The organism is Pseudomonas sp. DR208 (assembly GCF_019823005.1).
GTDB classification, from domain to species: Bacteria; Pseudomonadota; Gammaproteobacteria; order Pseudomonadales; family Pseudomonadaceae; genus Aquipseudomonas; species Aquipseudomonas extremorientalis.
On the sequence record NZ_CP081944.1, the window covers coordinates 3,533,142 to 3,550,366 of the forward strand.

Consider the following 17,225-nt stretch of genomic DNA (forward strand, 5'->3'; position numbering starts at 1 on the left):
TTATCCATTCATCTGCCCGCATACAGGAGCATTCGTTACCCCCCGACCCAGAGCCGACCCCACAAGAAAGTAAGGACCAGGCCCAGTGGCACCCTTAGCCACGGGCTCATAAAAAATGCGTTTTTTGAAACGGCAGTGCCACCCAAGCGTCCCTCGGCACTGACAAGGTACTGGAATGGCTCGATCTTTCTTCGATGAAATGAATGACGCAAACGGCGCCTGCCGTGCGCACTATCAGGACTTCTCCCGCTGGCTGGCGAATACGCCGCCGGAACTGCTGGCCCAGCGTCGCCGCGAAGCCGATTTGCTGTTTCACCGCGCCGGGATCACCTTCACCCTCTACGGCGACGAACAAGACACCGAGCGCCTGATCCCCTTCGACATCATCCCGCGCAGCATCCCTGCCAGTGAATGGAGCGTTATCGAACGCGGCTGTATCCAGCGCGTCAATGCGCTGAACATGTTCCTCGCCGACATCTACCACGACCAGCGCATCATCAAGGCCGGGATCATTCCGGCGGACCAGGTGCTGGGCAACGAGGGCTATCAGAAGGCCATGGTCGGCCTGGACCTGCACCGCGACATCTACTCGCATATCTCGGGTGTCGACCTGGTGCGTGACGGTGACGGCACCTACTACGTGCTCGAAGACAACCTGCGCACCCCCAGCGGCGTGAGCTACATGCTCGAAGACCGCAAGATGATGATGCGCCTGTTCCCCGAAGTATTCGCCAAGCAACGCATCGCGCCGGTGGACCATTACCCCAACCTGCTGCTCAAGACGTTGAAGAGCTCCAGCCGCCTGGACAACCCCAACGTGGTGGTACTGACCCCGGGCCGCTTCAACAGCGCGTTCTTCGAACATGCGTTCCTGGCCCGGGAAATGGGTGTGGAACTGGTAGAAGGCGCCGACCTGTTCGTGCACGACCTCAAGGTGTTCATGCGCACCACCGACGGCCCCAAGCCGGTCGACGTGATTTACCGGCGCATCGATGACGCCTTCCTCGACCCCAAGGCCTTCAACCCCGAGTCGATGCTCGGCGTCCCCGGCCTGGTCGCGGCCTATTGCGCCGGCAACGTAGTGCTGGCCAATGCCATCGGCACCGGCGTGGCGGACGACAAGTCGATCTACCCCTATGTGCCGGAAATGATCCGTTTCTACCTGGACGAAGAACCGGTGCTACAAAACGTACCGACCTTCCAGTGCCGCAAGCCCGATGAACTGTCCCACGTACTGGCTCACCTGCCGGAACTGGTGGTCAAGGAAACCCAGGGCTCCGGTGGCTACGGCATGCTGGTCGGGCCGGCTTCCAGCGCCGCCGAGATCGAGGACTTCCGCCAGCGCATCAAGGCGCGTCCCCACGCCTACATCGCCCAACCGACGTTGAGCCTGTCCACCTGCCCCACCTTCGTTGAAAACGGTATCGCCCCACGGCATATCGACCTGCGGCCCTTTGTGCTGTCGGGCAAGGAAACCCGCCTGGTGCCCGGTGGGCTTACCCGCGTGGCATTGAAGGAAGGCTCGTTGATCGTCAACTCGTCGCAGGGCGGCGGAACCAAGGACACCTGGGTGGTGGAGGGCTGAGTATGTTGAGTAGAACCGCCGCAGATCTGTACTGGATGTCCCGTTACCTGGAGCGTGCCGAAAACCTGGCGCGCATGCTCGAAGTCAGTTACTCGCTGTCGTTGATGCCACAAGCCGGGCGCAGCGACGGTCTGGACGAACTGGCCATGTCGTTGCTCAGCAGCGGCACCCTGGACAGCTACCTTGAACGCCATAAACAGCTGGATGCCGAGCGCATGCTGCACTTCTTCGCCCTCGACGAAGAAAACCCCGCCAGCATCTACAACTGCCTGCGCGCCGCCCGTGGCAATGCTCACGCCGTACGCGGGCGCATCACCGCCGACATGTGGGAAAACCTCAACGCCACCTGGCTGGAAATGCGCAGTATCGCCGCCGGCGGCCTGGCGCGACACGGCATCAGCCACTTCTGTGATTGGGTCAAGCAGCGCTCGCACCTGTTTCGTGGGGCAACCTCGGGGACGATCATGCGCAATGACGCCTATCGGTTCATTCGCCTCGGCACCTTTGTCGAGCGTGCCGACAACACCCTGCGTTTGCTGGATGCGCGCTACGAGATGTTCGGCGAGGAATCGGAAGAAGTCAGTGACTTGTCGGCACGCGGTTATTACCAGTGGAGCGCCCTGCTCCGCGCGTTGTCGTCCTTCGAGGCGTATACGGAGCTATACCCGAACGCGTTGAACGCCCGTTCCGTGTCCGAATTACTGCTGTTGCGCAGCGATGTGCCGCGCTCGTTGCATGCGTGCATCGAGGAGTTGAGCCATATCCTGGCGGACCTGCCTGGCAGTTATGGGCGCACGGCGCAGCGCCTGGCGGCGGAGTTCGAGGCGCGGCTGCGGTATACGGGGATTGATGAAATCCTTGAAGACGGCTTGCACAGCCGTCTCACGGAATTTATCGACACCGTGCGCGAGTTGGCGCGGGCGATTCATAGCTCGTACCTGGAGGTTGTGTAATCCACAACCGCGGTTACTGGTTTTTCACCAGCACCGGCTCGGCGCGGTATTGGTCGGGGAACAGCTTTTTGAGTTGCGCCACTTTAGGCAGGTCATTGATCACGATGTAGGGGTAGGACGGGTTCTCGGTGAGGAAGTCCTGATGATAGGACTCCGCCGGGTAGAACACCTTGCCCATCTCGATTTTAGTGACGATGGGTTTGTCGAAAGACTTGGCGGCGTCCAACTGGGCGATGTAGGCCTGGGCGACGTTTTGCTGTTCGGCGTTCTGCGCAAAGATCGCCGAACGGTACTGGGTGCCGGTGTCGGGGCCCTGGCGGTTGAGTTCGGTGGGGTTGTGGGCCACCGAGAAATAGATCTGCAGCAGTTTGCCGAAGCTGATTTTGCTCGGGTCGTAGGTGACAGAAACCGCTTCGGCGTGGCCGGTGTTGCCGTCGCTGACGGACTCATATTGCGCTGTGCTTGCAGCGCCGCCATCGTAGCCGGACACGGCGTTCTTCACGCCTTGCACATGCTGGAACACCCCTTGAACACCCCAGAAACAGCCGCCGGCGAACACAGCGGTTTGCAGGTTGCCAGCTTCGGCGGGCAGGTCCAGGGCGGGTGGCGCGATCACCACGGCGTCGTCGGCGGCAGCGCCAAAGGAAAAGGCCAGGCTTTGACCGACGAACGCTGCGAAGGCCAGGACTGGCAGGTATCTGAATACATTCATGGCAGGCACTCCGGGTTAACCAAAGGTGAAGGCATACGCCGACACGTTGGGGTCAAGGAATTCAATGGTGAAGGTGCGGTCCTGCACGGCGCCCGGCTGACGCACCAGCTGGTACAAACGCTGTTCGGTGACCGTGCCGCTGCCATCCGGTGCGACGTCGGTGCCATGGGCACCGCCCGGGGCCTGGCCGTCGATCGTGACCTTGAAACGCACCGGCTTGCCGTCGGCGCCCGGGCCGAGCACCAGGTGCAGGTCGCGGGCGTGGAAGCGGTAGACGATGCGCCCACCGGCCTGGTCGAGGGTGGCTTGCTGGCCGCCGACGTTCCATTGGCCTTGCAGGGTCCACTGGTTGAGTGCCAGGGGGCCGGACTTGACGAAGTTTTCGGCGCGCTGCGAACCCAGGTAGGTTTCCGGCGACTGCACCTCGTTCATGTCCGGCGCTTGTTGCACGCCCTTGGCATCGGCTTCGATCAAGCCGCCCGCGACGTTCTTCGCGCCGGCTTCACGCAACAACTGCTGGATCACCCGCTCCGACTCGGCGTAGTCGCCTTCACCGAAGTGGTGGTAGCGAATCTGGCCCTTGGCATCGGCGAAGTAATGGGCCGGCCAGTACTGGTTGTTGAACGCGCGCCAGATCTTGTAGTTGTTGTCGATGGCCACAGGGTAAGTGATGCCCAGGTCCTTCATGGCCTGGGTGACGTTGTTCACGTCGCGCTCAAAGGCGAACTCCGGCGCATGCACGCCGATCACCACCAGGCCCTGGTCGCGGTATTTCTCGGCCCAGGCCTTTACATACGGCAAGGTGCGCAGGCAGTTGATGCAGGAGTAGGTCCAGAAATCCACCAACACCACCTTGCCCTTGAGTGCTTCGGTGGTCAGTGGCGGGCTATTGAGCCATTGCACGGCACCGTCAAGGGGCGGCAGCGCGCCCTCGATCGGCAAGGTGTCGCTGTGATTGGCGGCCATCATCATCGCCCCGCCCGGCTTCACCGGCTTGGCGCTCAGGCGATCCACCAGGCTTTGTTCCAGGCCACCGGTGGACGCGGTCGACAGCCGCGACAGCACGCCCGTGTCGAGGCCCAGCGCAATCGCGGCCACACCGGCCAGCATCAACCCACCCAGGCCCCGGCGCAGCCATTCGCCGGCACCGAGGGACTTCTTCATGAAACCAAAGACCTTACCGCCGACCAGCAACGCCAGCGCGAGGGAGGTGGCAGCACCGGCGGCGTAAGCCAGCAAGAGCAAGGTAGTACCGATGCTGGCGCCCTGCAGCGCCGCGCCGGTGAGCACCAGCCCCAGGATCGGCCCGGCGCACGGTGCCCAGAGCAGCCCGGTGGCCACGCCGATCAGGAACGACGCGCCCGGCCGCGGCCGGGCATCGGCCCCGGCGGCTTGCGACAAGCGACTGCCGGCGGCCACCAACGGGCGCGTCAGGCGTTCCGACAGTTGCGGCAACAACAACGTGAGTCCGAACAGGGCAACGCACAGCAACGCGAGCCAGCGCCCGTATTGATTGACCTGCACCACCCAACCGCCGCCCACCGCCGCCAGCGAGGCCACCAGGGCGAATGTCACCGCCATCCCCGCTAACAGCGGCAAGCCACTGCGCAAAAACGGCTGCCCGGTGCGAGCGAAGACAAAAGGCAGAACAGGCAGGATGCACGGACTGACGATTGTCAGCACGCCGCCCAGGTACGCGAGAACCAGAAGCCACATGGGATGGACCCTTATAAGAAAAAGACATTGGCTTACGCCGCCGCGAACGTCATGGCGGCGCCGTTCATGCAGTAGCGCAGGCCGGTGGGTGGCGGGCCATCATCGAACACGTGCCCCTGGTGGCCGCCACAGCGACGGCAGTGGATTTCCTTGCGCAGCACGCCGTAGGACGTATCGGTACGGCTGGCCACCGCGTTCTCCAGCGGTTGCCAGAAACTGGGCCAGCCGGTGTGGCTGTTGAACTTGGCGGCCGAGGCAAACAGCGGCAGCGCGCAACCGGCACAGGCAAACGTACCGGCACGGTGTTCATCGTTGAGCGCGCTGCTGTAGGGGCGTTCGGTGCCCTCTTCGCGCAGGATGGCGTATTGCTCGTCGGTGAGCAGGCTGTGCCATTGCGCGTCGGTGTGGCTGACCTCGAAGGTTTCGGCGGCTTCGGCGTCAGCGACCCTATTGAGTTGCTTGAGCAGGCCGCCCGCCAGGACGGCGACACCCAGGCCGCCACTGGCCAGGAATATTTGTCGGCGTGAGTACATGGTGTTTTCCCTCTTTGAAGTAACGGGAATGTTGGGCTGTTTACCGTCGCGGAATCCTCACGCAGAGTTAAACAATTCGTGATAACTACACTGTTGCAAAAGCCGCACAATGCGCGAACTACAAGCGAAGGTTTCTCTTACATGGATCAGCCCAAACGTGTCCTGGTGGTCGAGGACGATGCCCATATCGCCGACCTGATCTGCCTGCACCTGCGTGATGAACAGTTCGACGTGGTGCACAGCGCCGATGGCAATGAAGGCCTGCGCCTGCTGGAGCAAGGCGGCTGGGATGCGCTGATCCTCGACCTGATGCTGCCCGGCGTGGATGGCCTGGAGATCTGTCGGCGCGCCCGTGCCATGACGCGCTACACCCCGATCATCATCACCAGTGCACGCTCCAGCGAACTGCACCGCATCCTCGGCCTGGAGCTGGGCGCGGATGATTACCTGGCCAAGCCGTTTTCCATGCCGGAACTGGTGGCCAGGGTGAAAGCGTTGCTGCGCCGGGTCGACGCCATGGCGCGCAACCTGAAGATGGACGCCGGCAGCCTCGACCTCGGCCAATTGTTCATCAACCCGCTGACCCGTGACGCCACCCTGCAAGGCCAGCGCCTGGACCTTACCCCACGGGAATTCGACCTGCTGTACTTCTTCGCGCGCCAACCGGGCAAAGTGTTCTCGCGCATGGACTTGCTCAACGCGGTGTGGGGCTACAGCCACGAAGGCTATGAACACACGGTCAACACCCACATCAACCGCCTGCGGGCCAAGGTCGAAGCCGACCCGGCCAACCCGGCGCGCATCCTCACGGTGTGGGGCCGTGGCTATAAGTTTGCCGAGAGCCCGCCATGAAGCTCACCCTCACCCAGCGCCTGTCGCTGGTGTTCGCGGTACTGCTGTTGATCTGCAGCGGCACCTCGGCGTGGCTGCAGGTTCGTTCCAACCGCATGCACGAGCTGGAGGTGGTGCAAGGCCTGTCCCGCGATCTCGCGGCGCACATCGCCCGCGACACCCAATTGATGGACGCCGACGGCCTCAAGCCCGACGCCGTGCGCAACCTGTTCAGCCAGTTGATGCTGGTCAACCCCAGCGTCGAGGTGTACCTGCTCGACATCGACGGCCGCCTGGTCGGCAACGCCGCACCCAGCGGCCACCTGTTGCGTGACAAGGTCGACCTGGCGCCCATCCGGCGCTTCCTCGCGGGCTTCATGCTGCCGATCCTCGGAGACGACCCGCGCAGCGTCGATGGGCGCAAGGTATTCAGCGCCGCGCCACTCACCGCCGGCGGGCAGCAGACCGGGTTCCTGTATGTGGTCCTGCTCGGTGAAGCCCACGATGCGTACGACGCCAAGGACGCCACCGGCATGGCCTTGAAGATCGCCCTGTGGTCCATCGGCCTGGTCGCCCTGCTCTGCCTGATGGCCGGCCTGATCGCGTTTGCCTGGATCACCCGACCGCTGCGTCAACTCACTGACAAGGTTGGCCAGTTCGACATCAATGGCGCGCCCAAACCGGCAGAATCCGTCGCAGTGCCACTCGCCAGCGGCGATGAAATCGCCGTGCTGGACCACGCCTTCGTGCAAATGGAAAACCGCCTGGGCGAACAGTGGCGCGCCATCACCCACCAGGACCAGGAACGCCGGGAAATGGTCGCGAATATCTCCCATGACCTGCGCACACCGCTGGCCTCGTTGCACGGTTACCTGGAAACCCTGTCGCTCAAGGATGCCAGCCTCAGCCCGGAAGAGCGCCGTCGCTACCTCGGGATTGCTTTAGACCAGAGCCGTAAAGTCGGCGGCCTGGCCCAATCGCTGCTGGAACTGGTGCGCCTGGAGCATGGCTTTGTGCAGCCGGTGATCGAAGGTTTTTCATTGCCGGACCTGGTGCAGGACATCTTCCAGAAATTCGAACTGACTGCCGAGGCACGCGGCATCACGCTGACGGCCAGCCTGCCGCCGCAGGTGCCGACGGTGCAGGCAGACCTGGGGTTGATCGAACGGGTGCTGACCAACCTGCTGGACAATGCCCTGCGACATACCCCGGTGAACGGAGAAATCGAGGTCATCCTGTCGCCTCAAACCCATGCGGTAGCCGTCACCGTCAGCGACACCGGCCCGGGCATCGACGCCGAATTACGCGAAGGCCTGTTCCTGCGCGCATTCACCATTGGCGGCGCCCGGCGCGACGGGGGGTTGGGCCTGCGAATCGTGCACCGCATCCTGCAACTGCACGGGCGCAGCATCAGCCTGGTGGACCGCCCTGGCCGAGGCGCAACCTTTACGTTTTCCCTGGAAACCCGAGCATCAGCGCGTTGACCCGCTCCGGTTCGAGCAACGCCAGGTCGATGACCGGCCCCGGCACCAGCCTCATTGATGGCAGGAATAACTCACGCCAGCGCCCACCAGCGCGGCAACAACTGGCGTACCTGGCCTTCGCCGAAACGGTCATCGATCAGCATCACCACGCCACGGTCCTGCTGGCTACGGATCACCCGCCCCGCCGCCTGCACCACTTTCTGCAGGCCGGGATACAGGTAGGTGTAGTCGTAGCCAGCGCCGAAGATCGCGCCCATGCGCAGTTTCATCTGTTCATTGACCGGGTTCAGTTGCGGCAACCCGAGGGTGGCAATGAACGCACCGATCAAGCGTGCCCCCGGCAAGTCGATGCCCTCGCCAAATGCGCCGCCCAGCACGGCAAAGCCGATGCCCTGGCTGTGTTCGGTGAACTGGTCGAGGAACGCCTGGCGCTCGGCCTCGGCCATGCCGCGTGACTGCTGCCACAGCACGATCTGCGGATGTCGCTCGGCGAGCAACTGCGCAACCTGTTGCAGGTAATCAAAGCTTGAGAAAAACGCCAGGTAGTTGCCAGGTTGTTGTGTGTACTGGCGGGCAATCAGCTCGACGATTGGCTCCAGCGAGGCCTGGCGATGCACAAAGCGCGTGGAGATTTCAGCGACGATGCGCACCTGCAGCTGCTCGGCCTTGAACGGTGATTCCACGTCGACCCACGCCGTATCCGCCGGCAAACCCAGCAAGTTGGCGTAATAATGTCGGGGGCTCAGGGTCGCGGAAAACAGCACGCTGCTGCGGGCAGCCGTCAATCGCGGGCGGATGAATTCGGCGGGCACCACATTACGCAGGCACAGGGTGGAACTGCTGCGTTTGCCGCTGAGCTGGCGCTTGCTGATGTCGAAAATGAAGTGCTCGTTGAACAGCTCCGCCACCTTGGCAAATTGCAGCACATCGAAATAGAAGGCCTGCAGGTCGCCGCTGAGGGACTCGGGGTGCTCGTTGAAGTATTCGCCCATGGCGCTGGCGCACAGGCTCAGGGCCTGCAACAGTTTGTCCGGGCGGGCGGCGTAGGCCTGGTACGGCGCAAGCTGGTCCTTGTGCAGCGCGTTCCACTCACGGTTGAGGCGCTGCAAGGGTTTCTTCAACGGCTGCGGGGCGCTGTCGCGCAGGGTCTTGAGGTGGTACTGGTCGAGGCTGGCGCTGTACATCGAACGCGCCCGTTCGACCAGGTTGTGGGCCTCGTCCACCAGCACCGCTACACGCCATTGGTTGAGCTGGGCCAGGCCGAACAGCATGGCGCCAAAGTCGAAGTAGTAGTTGTAGTCAGCGACCACCAGGTCAGCCCAGCGCGCCATTTCCTGGCTCAGGTAATACGGGCAGACCTGATGCGCCAGGGCCACGTCACGCAGGTTGCGCTGGTCGAGCAGACGCACCTTGGACGCGGCGATGCGCGCGGCGGGCAAGCGGTCGTAAAAGCCCTTGGCCAATGGGCAGGAGTCGCCATGACAGGCTTTGTCCAGGTGCTCGCAGGCTTTGTCCCGCGCCACCAGTTCCAGCACACGCAACGGCAAGCCGGGGCTGCTGGCATACAGCACTTGGGCGGCGTCCAGGGCGAGTTTGCGGCCGGGAGTCTTGGCGGTGAGGAAGAACAACGTGTCCAATTGCTGGGGCGCCAGGGCCTTGAGCAACGGGAAAATCGTGCCGATGGTCTTGCCGATGCCGGTCGGTGCCTGGGCCATCAGGCAGCGGCCGGTGCTGACTGCCTTGTACACCGACTCGGCCAGTGAGCGCTGGCCAGGGCGAAAATCCGCATGGGGGAACGCCAGGGTCTGCGCGGCGTCGTTGCGCGCTGCGCGGTGTTGCATTTCCTGCTCGGCCCAGCCGAGGAACAGCGCGCATTGCTGGTTGAAGAACGGCTCCAGTTCACTGGCTTGAAAGCGCTGGTTGAGCAAGGTTTCGCCCTCACCGACGATATCGAAGTACACCAGCGCCAGGTCGATTTGCGCGAGCCCGAGTTTGCGGCACATCAACCAGCCATACACCTTGACCTGGGCCCAGTGCAATTGCCGATGGTTGGCGGGCTGGGCATCGAGGTCACCGCGATAGGTCTTCACTTCTTCAAGGCGGTTGGCATCCGGGTCATAGCCGTCCGCCCTGCCCCGCACCGTGAGCTGCTGGTATTGCCCCTCCAGCGCCACTTCATTCTGGTAGTGCTGACTGCGCCGCGACGCTACGGTACGGTGGCCGGCGATGCCTTCCTGGGCACTCGGCGACGGTGTGAAGCGCAGGTCGAGGTCACCGACCTTAGCCGTGAACTCGCACAGCGCCCGCACCGCGACGGTGTAGCTCAAGCGGATTGTGCCCAGCGCACATAGCAGACCGTCACCGGCATCTGGTACTCGCCGCAGAACTCCAGCCAGCGCAGCTGGTTGTCTTGCAGGCGATCGCCGGGGCCTTTCACCTCGATCATGCGGTAGGTCTTTTGCGCGGGCCAGAACTGGATCAGGTCGGGCATGCCGGCGCGATTGGCGCGGATGTCCAGCAGCAGCCGCTCGAACCAGTAGCGCAGGTGCTCGGCGGGCAAACAGGCCAGGGCCTGCTCCAGCAGCTCTTCGCTGAGCAGGTTCCAGAACACGAAGGGCGACTGGATGCCCCATTTGTCGCGGTAGCGTTGGCGGAGAGTGGTTTTGTAGCGCTCGTCCTGCAGTTGCTCGAAACACGCGGCGAACAGCGGCGCACGGCGCTGGTGAAAATCCGCGCTGTGCAGGTCGGCGGGGCCGCGCTGGAACGGGTGGAAAAACGAACCCGGCAACGGCGCAAAAATCACGTCCCAGCACAGCAGGCCGAACAACGAGTTGATCAGGCCGTTTTCCACGTAATGCACCGGCCCATCCGGCTCGCTAAGGTGCGCCTGCACGCAGTACTCCACCGACATCAAGGGTTCCGGCGGAGTGAGGGCCAGATCCAGGCGCGTGACCGGCCGTGGCTTGACCTTGGGCAATGCCGGCTCGCCCAGTTTGCGGCGCAGGCGTGGGATGACACGCAGCAAGTGCTGCTGTTCGGCGGCGCTTTCCGGGGCCTGTTGGGCCGTGTTCGCCAGGGCCATGGCCTGGGCGTAATCCTCCTGGCGCTCCAGCACGCGGATCAACCGTGAGCGGGCACCGGGGTAGGTGCAGTTCCGGTAAATGCGCTCCGCCACGGCCAGCTCGGCAGTGCGCTCGCAATATTGACCAATCTGGAACAACAGCTTGGCGCGGCGTTTTTCCAGCCAGGGGTTATCGGTGTCCAGCGTGGCAACCCCGGCCAGTACATCTTCCAGCGGCTCACCGGCATCGAAGGCCTGCTGGCAGTGGTGCAGGAACAGATACCCCTGCACATCGTCACGATGGCGCAAACCACGGGATTCGGCGCAGAACTCGACCTTTTCATAGGTGTAGATGCCCAGGTCAGCCAATACAAACTCGGACCAGTCCTGATGCAGGTTGCCGAAGAACATCAGGCGCAGACGGTCGCACAGCTCCATCACAGTGAGGCTGAACAACCTGTCGGCCAGCTCGGGGCACCAGGTGGCAAAGCTGCGGCTGTCCATGAATTGCGCCGACAGCCCTTCCAGCCAATCGGTTTTCTTGCTTTTGGGCTGGTCTATCCAGGGCTTGAACGCGGCCAGGATTTCACCTTTTTGCAGCACGGCGAACAGCTCTTCAAAGGCCAGCAGGTACTGATCGTCCACCCAACCCAGTTCCATCAGCGGCCCGGCAGCGGCATGGGGGCAACCAATCTCCAGGTAATTGAGCTTGCCGGCCCGAAAATGCACGCCCTTGCGCATCACCATACGCACCAAAAGCGCCTGGGACGCCTGCGGCAACCTGTCAAATTGCTGAATAAAAAGCTGTTCGTCCGGGTCGAGCAAATCGGCATAGCGCTGTGCCAGCCAGAGCAGCACTCGGCGGAAGTTATGCAGGTAATACAGGGGATCGTCGAGGGGGTTGGCCATTTCACGCGCTGATCGAATACTGGTTATGCATACAGAGTGCCGTCCCAAATGCCCTGTTGCAATCGGTAATAGATAAATGGCACCTGCAACTTTTCTTATAAAAGTGATCAGATGGGAGAATCGATGGCGTAACATTTGTCGCCCGCCGCCTCTGGCGCGGGACTTTTCAAGGTCAAGGTAAGGGTTATGAACATGAAGAATCTGGGGCTGCCGCTGGTTGCACTCACTTTTCTGGTACTGGCCGGTTGCGCAACGCAAACCGTAGTGACGCTGCAAAATGGCACGCAGTATTTGACCAAGGACACCCCCAACGCCAAGACCGCCGACGGGTTCTACGAATTTACCGATATCGCCGGCAAGCGCATCCGAGTCAAAGCCGCCGACGTCGCGACGGTTATCAAAGAAAAATAACAATGAAAAGCCCCGCAGTGCGGGGCTTTTTTTGCATTATCGCTCGGTTAATACCGGTAATACGGGTGGTAGTACGGGTGATAGTAGGGATGGTAATAGTACGAGTGGTAGTACGGGTGATAGCAGCACGGGCCAGGATACGCCGGGTACACCGCACACCCAGCCAACCCCAGCAGTACCAGGGCGCACAGCAACAATCGCAATCGGGACATGCTCGGTTCCTCCCACGTCATCACGCGAAACGGCTCGCTTGATCGTTAAACGCAGGCACACCGAGCGATCCGTCGCGACAACCAGGTAGATATTTATTTACCGAAGGATTTTCCACGCCGCTGCATTCAGCCGATACCCCAGGCCTTCCTGGGGGATTGGCTGGCTGAACGCCATAAGCATCATTCACCCGATACTCACACCGTCGGCCCAGAGGCCGCCTTGCCCGATGCCGACCAAGGTCACTGAGTCGGCGCCAAAGGTGAGCACCGTATCCGCGCCGACCACTTTTGCATGGTCACGCAAGTCGGTGCTGCCTGCCACATCCTTGAACACCAATTTGTCCGTGGGCTGATAGCCGATCACCCGATCGTTACCGAAGTTGCCGCTGAACAGGAAGGTGTTGTGCCCACTGTTGTCGCGAATGGTGTCATTACCCTTGCCCCCCTCGATAAAGTCCACGCCCTTGCCGCCCTGGATCAGGTCATTGCCGTCGCTGCCGATGATGAAGGTATCGCCTTTGTGCGGCTCGGCATTGCGGTTGAGGTCCTGCACCCAGGTGTTGGCCCGTGCCGGGTCGGACAGGTTGGCCACGATCACCGTGGAATCGCGGGTCATCTGCTCGTAGAAGTCCGACTCCAGGATGCGCGTCATGCCATCGCCATAGCCGGTGGGCAGGTGCGAGATCCAGGTCGGCAGGTTGACGATGGAAAACGGCATCACATTCCACAGCGTCGACGCATAGTGGTCGTTGAAGCTGACGATGTTGTCGGTAGTCGACGCATGGGGTGTGTCGTGCACGCCCAGGGACGACAGGTTGAAGGACGAGCCATCCAGGGCCCGGAACACTGGGTCGTTTTCGTAGCCGATATTGAGCACCTTGTCGCCGGCACTCTGGGTCGGCGAGGCATAGGCCACGTAGTTGGCGTCCTTGTAGAAGCCGGACCATTTACTGTTGCTCAGGTCGGCCATGCTGTTGACCGCCAACCCACCCAGGCTATGCCCACTGACCACCACATCCTTGCCGCTCAGGCCATGGGCGCTGGCGTAGTCGGCGACATTTTTGAGCAAACCACCGAAGGCTTCGCCGGCGTAGTTCTTCGCGTAGTCCTTGGGCCCCAGGGCCGCGAGCAAGTCGCTGACCAGATCGCCGATAGAATCGCTGATCAGGGTTTCCCGTGGTCCGGAGGTGCCGCGAAAGCCAATGCCGATTTCCAGCAGCTTGCCGGCATCATCGTACTTGCCCAGCACCTCGACCTGGGCCGTGGTGTAGCCGGCCTTTTCGCCGAAGAATGTACCTCGCGCATCGACCTTGCCGCCGTAGCCCAGGGCACTGGCGCTGATCGGCGTCCATCCGGCCTTGTGCACCGCGTCCAGGGCGGCTTTTTCCGAGTCCGGGTTCCACGGGATGCCGGGGATCACGCCCTGGGAATCGGTGCTGCCGAGCAATGCGCCGACCAGCGTGGCGGGCAGGCCAAGCCCCAGGCCATTGTGCTGGTACCCCACGGCAAAGCCGTTATCCAGGTTGTGATAGGTGTACAACGTGATCGCCATTGCATCGGCGAACAACGCCTTGGAGCCCTCGGCACCGAGGTTTTTATAGTCAAAGATCCCCATGGGGTGTGCCTCTCTTTTGTTGGAGTTGTCGAGAAAGCCAAACCTGCGGGTGCCGGTGTGCCGGCACCCGCAAAGGTCGCTGAACCCTCAGAACGCCCAGTCCAGGCTCAAGCCGACGCCATGGACTTTTTCCTTGCTGGCCAGCAGGCCGTTGTAGTCAAAGTTCACTCGCGCCTGCTTGCTTAACGCCAGGCTCACCCGCGCCCCGACCAGCGCCGCATCACGCACCATCGGCGCACTTTCCACCGCAAACGACGGGCCGCCCGAGGCAAACGCCAGGTGCTGTTCAGAGTCATTGCTGCTCAGGTTGTGCTGCCAGCCCAGGGTGCCGGACACCTCCAGTTGCTGGTGGTCATTCACGGTGAAGGTTTTCAAGGCACGCATACCCAGGGTGCTTAGCACCAGGTCGCGGCTGTCGTCGCGACTTTTGAGTGCAGCAGCGTCGCCTTTTTCAGTCGCGCCATCGCTGTCCAGGTGCACGTAGGCCAGGTTGGCGAACGGTTCCAGGGCCAGCGGTTGCAGGGTCACCCGGTAGGCCGCTTCGCCGAACACTTGGGTGCTGCGTGCATCAACCTTGGCTTTCTGCTTGCCTGAAACATCGCCGTATTGCAGGTCACGTTTCACGTCTGCGCGGTGCCAGCTGTAGGTGGCGCCGCCGCTCAGGCGCCAGGCGCCGATCTCATGCCCTGCGTACGCACCGAAGTGATAGCTGTCGACCGAAGCACGGGAATGGGTACCGCTGCCCATGTTGAGTGACGTGTCGCTGTAACCGGCGACCAGACCGATGCGCGTGGCCTCGTCGAGCGCACCGTCCACCCCGGCGAGCATGCCGCCGACGGACGTGGTGTAGCCGGCCGTATCGCTGCGACTGTCGCTCTTGCCCCAGGCGCCCAGGGCCTTCACCCACACGTTGCCACGGCTGTCGAGCGTCTCGCTGGGTGCGCCCATCTCGCCATTGCGCAGGCGCTCGCCCACGGCTTCACGCACGTAGCGGCTGTCATTGACCAAGGCCGTTTCCAATGCCGGGTAGATTTCTCCAGACAGCTGCTGGAAAGCCCCTTGCGCCGATGCCGCGTTCGGCGCCAACAGCAGGCTTTCATACACGGCGTTGCCCGCGCCCAGTTGCTCAGCGGCGCTGGCCACGGCGCGCTGGTTGTCCGTGGCGCCCACGCTGGCAAAACTGTTGGCGTTACGCGCCACGTCCAGTTGCACGCCGTTGGCCGCGTAATTCAGGTTGCCGCCAAGGAACAGGTAGTTGGGCAGCACCGCGCCAAAACTGCCGGTAATGCCGCCGGCGGCTTGCAGGATGTTGTACTGGCGCCCGATCAGGCTTTGCGCCTGGGCACCGCTGAGCAGTGTCGGGCTGTTTTCCAGCGCGAGGGTCACCGTGCCGCCGTTCAAGGTGGCAGTGCCTCCCGCCACAATGCGATCGCTGTTGGTGGGCGACAGCTCCACGGCATAGGTCGACCCGGGCTCAAAGGTGACGTCCCCGGCCACGTTCAGCGTGCCGATGGAATTGCCCGGCGCAACGGTGCCGCCGTTTTTCGCCAACAGCGAACCGATGCGCCCGCTCCCCCCAACCACCCCACTCTGGCTGACGGTGACGTTCGAAATGACTGAGCCGTTGATGGCCAGCAGGCCCTGGTTGACCAGCGTCGGGCCGCTGTAGGTGCTGGAGCCGGTGAGCACCAAGGTGCCGATACCTTGTTTGGTCAAGCCGCCGTGTCCGGCGATGTCATTGCTCCACACATCCAGCCCGCAATGCACATCGTTGCACAGCCGCTGTGTCGGTTTGCCGGCATCGACCACCGCGCCCACGCCCGGCAGATCCGCGACAAACTGGCCGCTGCCATAGGCGCCGTCGATGCGGAACTCGGCCGGGATGTCCTCGGCCGTGACAAACATGCCTGGGCCATTGATGGCTTTGCCCAGGTTGATCATGCCCCAGCCATACAGCGAGTCGATGCCCGGTGCGCCGAGGTCGGTGGCGGTGGTCTTGAGCAGTGTCGAGATCTGGTCGCCGCTCATGTACGCAAAACGCTGCATCAGCACGGCCGCGCTGCCGGCCACGTGGGGCGCGGCCATGGAGGTGCCGTTGAAGTTGGCATAGTCGGTGGTGAGGTTGTCCAGGTTGGTGCCATTGATGACGGAGCTGTAGATCCTGGTACCGGGGGCCGACACACAGAAGCTCGCCGCGTAGCCGCAACGCGAGGAGAACGTACTGATCACATACGGGTCGGCGCTCGCCGTGTCCGGGTTCTGCTGCAAGGCCGCGACGGACAGCCAGTTGGGCGCAATCTCGGGCACAAAGTACGCCAGCCCGGAAATCGCATCCGGGTTGTTGCGGTTGTAGTCGTTGCCGGCGGCGAAGATCGTCAGTACGCCGCTGCGGGCCGCGTCGATGGCGCCCTGGTAGGCGCCCCCGGCGATCGTACCGAGGATCGGCCGGATGTGATTGAACTGCGCCTGCGCTTCATTGACCGTGAAATTCGGGAACGCCGGGTCGCGCCCACCCTTGGCGTACTGGTCACCGATGCCGATGCCCCAACTGTTGTTGATGATCCGTGCGCCACTGGCGACCAATGCGTCCCAGCCGGCCTTGTACACCGCGCCATCGTTGCCAAGGATGATGCCGTCTTCCGGGCCTGGGTCGCCGTTCTCGGCGCTGATGATTTGCGCATCGAACGCCACGCCATGCATCGGCCCGCCATCGCGATTGCCCGCGGCGATACCGCCGACATGGGTGCCGTGGTTGCCCAGCTTGCCGTTGGAGCCCAGCGACGGCGTGCCGTCATAACGAAACGCATCGCCGGCCTTCACCGGGATATACGGGTCGGTGTACTGGCGTATGCCTTCAGTGACAATCGTCACGACTTTGCCGGGGCTGGCGAACTCCGGATGCTGGGCGTACACCGGCTGGTCGAAGATCCCCAGCTTGACCCCCTTGCCGGTATAGCCCGCGGCATACGCGGCGTCGGCATGCACGGCGCCCAGGCCCCAGTCGGCCTTGAATTCAGTGCTGCGCCAGCTGGCGGCGTCACCCAGCTTGCCGGTTTCCACATAGGGTGCGGCCTGGGCGGTTCCCAGGCTTGCCAGGCAGCACAGCAAGGCACCGTATGGCGCGCTGCGGGTCGCGTTGAGCGGGTAGCCCAAGGCGGTGTGGATGGCGGTTGTTAACCCTGACTTGCTTTTGTTCACGCTGA

The 17,225-nt window shown here is 62.8% G+C and carries 13 protein-coding genes; 5 read left to right on the top strand and 8 right to left on the bottom strand.

Translation table 11 applies throughout. The annotated features are described in order from the left end of the window. Window positions 1–175: 175 nt before the first annotated feature. Together K5K89_RS16250 and K5K89_RS16255 are read left to right on the top strand one after the other, a co-directional pair. Complete coding sequence (locus K5K89_RS16250; protein WP_058425921.1) at window positions 176–1,585, top strand: circularly permuted type 2 ATP-grasp protein; 1,410 nt, start codon at window positions 176–178, stop codon at window positions 1,583–1,585. A 2-nt stretch (window positions 1,586–1,587) separates the two neighbouring features. Next, a complete protein-coding gene (locus tag K5K89_RS16255) occupies window positions 1,588–2,538 on the top strand; it encodes an alpha-E domain-containing protein (RefSeq protein WP_012724311.1) in 951 nt (316 codons plus the stop codon). 13 nt (window positions 2,539–2,551) lie between these two features. Here K5K89_RS16255 and msrA read toward each other — a convergent pair whose 3' ends face one another. Genes msrA through msrB form a run of 3 tightly spaced genes read right to left on the bottom strand, consistent with a single transcriptional unit; the run spans window position 2,552 to window position 5,499 of the window. Continuing rightward, window positions 2,552–3,250, bottom strand: a complete 699-nt coding sequence (gene msrA / locus K5K89_RS16260; RefSeq protein WP_222539785.1) for a peptide-methionine (S)-S-oxide reductase MsrA — start codon at window positions 3,248–3,250, stop codon at window positions 2,552–2,554. Window positions 3,251–3,265: 15 nt separating this feature from the next. After that, entirely contained in the window at window positions 3,266–4,966 is a 1,701-nt protein-coding gene (locus tag K5K89_RS16265) for a cytochrome c biogenesis protein DipZ (RefSeq protein ID WP_222539786.1), read from the bottom strand. 32 nt (window positions 4,967–4,998) lie between these two features. Next, a complete protein-coding gene (gene msrB, locus K5K89_RS16270) occupies window positions 4,999–5,499 on the bottom strand; it encodes a peptide-methionine (R)-S-oxide reductase MsrB (protein ID WP_222539787.1) in 501 nt (166 codons plus the stop codon). A gap of 141 nt (window positions 5,500–5,640) precedes the next feature. Between msrB and K5K89_RS16275 the strand changes: the two genes are divergently transcribed. Together K5K89_RS16275 and K5K89_RS16280 are read left to right on the top strand one after the other, a co-directional pair. Then, a complete protein-coding gene (locus K5K89_RS16275; RefSeq protein WP_071488349.1) occupies window positions 5,641–6,351 on the top strand; it encodes a response regulator transcription factor in 711 nt (236 codons plus the stop codon). Further along, the gene (locus K5K89_RS16280) at window positions 6,348–7,814 is read left to right on the top strand and encodes a sensor histidine kinase (RefSeq protein ID WP_222539788.1); all 1,467 of its coding nucleotides are present in this window, start codon (window positions 6,348–6,350) and stop codon (window positions 7,812–7,814) included. The genes K5K89_RS16275 and K5K89_RS16280 overlap by 4 nt, the downstream gene beginning before the upstream one ends. A 71-nt stretch (window positions 7,815–7,885) precedes the next feature. Here the strand turns inward: K5K89_RS16280 and K5K89_RS16285 are convergent, their stop codons facing one another. Continuing rightward, window positions 7,886–10,141 carry an ATP-dependent DNA helicase gene (locus tag K5K89_RS16285; protein WP_222539789.1) on the bottom strand — a complete coding sequence of 752 codons (2,256 nt, stop codon included), beginning with the start codon at window positions 10,139–10,141 and terminating at the stop codon, window positions 7,886–7,888. Next, a complete protein-coding gene (locus K5K89_RS16290) occupies window positions 10,138–11,784 on the bottom strand; it encodes a VRR-NUC domain-containing protein (RefSeq protein WP_222539790.1) in 1,647 nt (548 codons plus the stop codon). Before K5K89_RS16290 ends, K5K89_RS16285 begins: the two co-directional genes overlap by 4 nt. Window positions 11,785–11,970: 186 nt before the next feature. Between K5K89_RS16290 and K5K89_RS16295 the strand changes: the two genes are divergently transcribed. Next, window positions 11,971–12,195: a YgdI/YgdR family lipoprotein gene (locus tag K5K89_RS16295; RefSeq protein WP_071488353.1), complete on the top strand. Its 225-nt coding sequence runs from the start codon at window positions 11,971–11,973 to the stop codon at window positions 12,193–12,195. Between the two features lie 47 nt (window positions 12,196–12,242). Here K5K89_RS16295 and K5K89_RS16300 read toward each other — a convergent pair whose 3' ends face one another. The 3 genes from K5K89_RS16300 to K5K89_RS16310 form a co-directional block, all read right to left on the bottom strand. Further along, a complete protein-coding gene (locus K5K89_RS16300) occupies window positions 12,243–12,407 on the bottom strand; it encodes a hypothetical protein (RefSeq protein WP_165447925.1) in 165 nt (54 codons plus the stop codon). Window positions 12,408–12,591: 184 nt separating this feature from the next. Further along, entirely contained in the window at window positions 12,592–14,022 is a 1,431-nt protein-coding gene (locus K5K89_RS16305; protein ID WP_222539791.1) for a lipase, read from the bottom strand. 87 nt (window positions 14,023–14,109) lie between these two features. Continuing rightward, window positions 14,110–17,220: an autotransporter serine protease gene (locus tag K5K89_RS16310; protein WP_222539792.1), complete on the bottom strand. Its 3,111-nt coding sequence runs from the start codon at window positions 17,218–17,220 to the stop codon at window positions 14,110–14,112. Between the last annotated feature and the right edge of the window lie 5 nt (window positions 17,221–17,225).